The 2,724-nt window shown below is 76.7% G+C and carries 3 protein-coding genes; all 3 read right to left on the bottom strand.

The genetic code is table 11. The annotated features are described in order from the left end of the window. Positions 1 to 107: 107 nt before the first annotated feature. Genes pyrF through ABZ914_RS49770 form a run of 3 tightly spaced genes read right to left on the bottom strand, consistent with a single transcriptional unit; the run spans position 108 to position 2,673 of the window. On the bottom strand, positions 108 to 800 hold the full coding sequence (pyrF, locus tag ABZ914_RS49780; RefSeq protein WP_500201584.1) for an orotidine-5'-phosphate decarboxylase: 693 nt from the start codon (positions 798 to 800) through the stop codon (positions 108 to 110). Next, positions 797 to 1,789, bottom strand: coding sequence for a dihydroorotate dehydrogenase (locus ABZ914_RS49775; RefSeq protein WP_500201583.1), 993 nt, complete (start codon positions 1,787 to 1,789; stop codon positions 797 to 799). Before ABZ914_RS49775 ends, pyrF begins: the two co-directional genes overlap by 4 nt. Then, the gene (locus ABZ914_RS49770) at positions 1,786 to 2,673 is read right to left on the bottom strand and encodes an iron-sulfur cluster-binding protein (protein WP_500201582.1); all 888 of its coding nucleotides are present in this window, start codon (positions 2,671 to 2,673) and stop codon (positions 1,786 to 1,788) included. Before ABZ914_RS49770 ends, ABZ914_RS49775 begins: the two co-directional genes overlap by 4 nt. Positions 2,674 to 2,724 lie beyond the last annotated feature (51 nt).

Raw genomic sequence — 2,724 nt, 5'->3', positions numbered from 1 at the left:
GCCGCGGCCCTGCCCGCCGGCTCCCCGGCTGTTCCGCGGGGCGCGCCCGGGGCGCGTCAAACACCCCCCCCCCCGCAACGGGGGTTCCAGGGGGTCGCCCCCCTGGGCTAGCTGAGCTTGCGAAGTGTGGCCGCCATCGCCGCCGCGGCAGCGCCGGGGTCGGGGGCGGCGGTGATGGGGCGGCCGACGACGAGGAGGTCGGCGCCGGCGGCGAGCGCGGCCTCGGGGGTGGCGACGCGGGCCTGGTCCTGGGTGTCGGCGCCGGCGGGGCGGACGCCGGGGGTGATGAGGGTGATGTCGGGGCCGACCTCGGCGCGGACGGCGGCGGCCTCCTGCGGGGAGCAGACGAGGGCCTGGGCGCCGGCGCCGACGGCGAGGGCGGCGAGGCGGCGGACGGCGTCGGGCGCGGGGCCCTCGACGCCGACGGCGCGCAGGTCGGCCTCGTCCAGGGAGGTCAGCACCGTCACCGCGGCGATCTTGGTGGCGGGGGCGGCGTCGACCGCCTCGCGGATCATGGCGGGGCCCCCGGCGGCGTGCACGGTCAGGTAGGACGGCTTGAGCCGGGCGACGGCGCGGGCGGCGCCGCGCACGGTGGCGGGGATGTCGTGCAGCTTGAGGTCCAGGAAGACCTGGACGCGGCTGGCGCCGCGGACGCTGGCGACGACGTCGGGGCCGTACCGCAAGTACAGCTCGAGGCCCACCTTGACGGTGGAGACGTGCGGGGTGACCAGGGTGGCCCAGCGCGCGGCCGTGTCCAGGTCGGGCGCGTCCAGCGCGACGGCGATGGGGGCTGCGGTCACAGCTTCTCCTTCTCGGGCTCTTGGGGCCGCACCTGGGGCGGCACGTAGCCGGCGGGCTTGTGGGCGAGCCCGACGGCGTCGGCCAGGCGCCCGATGCGGCGGGCGGCGAGGGCCTCGTCCAGCTCGCGCAGGACGCGGTGGCCGGCCGCGGGGTCGTGGAACAGGGCGGTGCCGACGGCGACGGCGGACGCGCCGGCCAGGATGAACTCGAGCGCGTCGAGGCCGGTCGCGATGCCGCCCACGCCGATGATCGGCGTGCTGGGCAGCGCGGCGTGCACCTGGTAGACGCAGCGGACGGCGACGGGCCGGATCGCGGGCCCGGACAGGCCGCCGGACACGCCGGTGAGGGCGGGCCGGAGGGTGTGCGGGTCGATCGCCATGCCGTCCATGGTGTTGATCAGGGTGAGGCCGTCGGCGCCGGCGTCGACGCAGGCGAGCGCGATCCCGACGATGTCGGTGACGTCGGGGGCGAGCTTGGCGAAGATCGGTGTCCCGGGCCGGGCGGCGGCGCGGACGGCGCGGAGCACGGACGCGGCGGCGGACGGGTGCCAGCCGAACATGCGGCCGCGGTCCTCGACGTTGGGGCAGGCGACGTTGACCTCGATGGCGGCGACGCCGGGGACGTGGCGGAGCCGGCGGGCGAGGTCGCCGAACTCCTCGACGCTGTTGCCGGCGATGGACACGATGGTGCGGACGTCCTGTTCGATGAGCCAGGGAAGGTCACGTTCCAGGAACGTCTCGATGCCGGGCCCGGGGAGGCCCATGGCGGTGAGGAGGCCGCTGGGCGTCTCGGTCACGCGCGGGGTCGGGCGTCCCGCGCGCGCTTGGGGCATCACCGAGGTGGTGACGAACGCGCCGAGGCGGGTGAGGTCGAAGAACTGGGCGAGCTCGCGTCCGGTGCCGCCGCAGCCGGAGGCCGTCAGGACGGGGTTCGGAAGCTCCAGGGCGCCGAGGGCGGTCCTCACCCGGCCGCTCGCGCGGTCGCTCACTTGGAGCCTCCTTCCGTGACGCTGAGGACGCGCGGGGCGCCGAGCGCGTCGAACGGGATGGTGCCGAGGTCGCCCCAGCGGACGCGGTCGCCGCGCAGGACGGGCCCGTCGGCGCAGGCGCGGACCATGCGGGTGACGCCGTCGTCGCCGTGCACGGGCAGCATGCAGGTCATGCAGACGCCGATGCCGCAGGCGCCGGTGCGCTGCAGGAACTCCTCGACCGACACCTGGGACGGCAGCCCGAACTCGCCGGCGATCTGGGTGACCGAGCGCAGCAGCCCGGTCGGCCCGCACGCGTAGACGACGTCGGCGCCGGTCTCCTGGACGACGCGGGGCAGCACGTCCCGCATCGTGCCCTTCTCGCCGAGCGAGCCGTCCTCGGTGACGACGGTGGCGGAGTCGCCGATGCGCTGCGCCATCCGGGACCCGAACACCTGCCGGGCGGACGGGCCGGCGAGCACGAAGTGGACCTGGCAGCCGCGGCGCAGCAGCGTGTCGGCGAGCGCGAACACCGAGGCGCCGCCGGGGCCGCCCGCGGCCAGCAGGCAGCTGACGGGGTCGCGGGGCAGCCGGAACGGGCGGCCGAGGGGGCCGAGCAGGTCGAGCTGGTCGCGGGAGCGGCGGCCGGCGAGCCAGCCGGTGCCGGGCTCGGTGTCGGCGAACACGACCTCGACGGTGCCGCCGTAGTCGGACTGGACCTGGTGGACGCCGAAGCAGCGGCGGACCAGCCGGGCGGTGTGCTCGCCGCCGACGGCGACGGCCACGAACTGGCCGGGCCTGAACCGCTCGGCGATGGCGGGCGCCACCAGCGTCATCGCGTGGTAGTCCTGCACCTGGCGGACCGTGAGGACCGTCGCCGACGTCTGCACCGGCGTGTCGGACACCCGTCTCCCTCTCCTCGTCGCGTTCGCCGCGCGGGCGGGACCACCCGGCCC

The sequence above is a fragment of the Spirillospora sp. NPDC046719 genome (assembly GCF_040645715.1).
GTDB lineage: Bacteria > Actinomycetota > Actinomycetes > Streptosporangiales > Streptosporangiaceae > Spirillospora.
The sequence above is the reverse complement of the archived record's forward strand: the minus strand, read 5'-3'. Positions and strand labels throughout refer to the sequence as shown.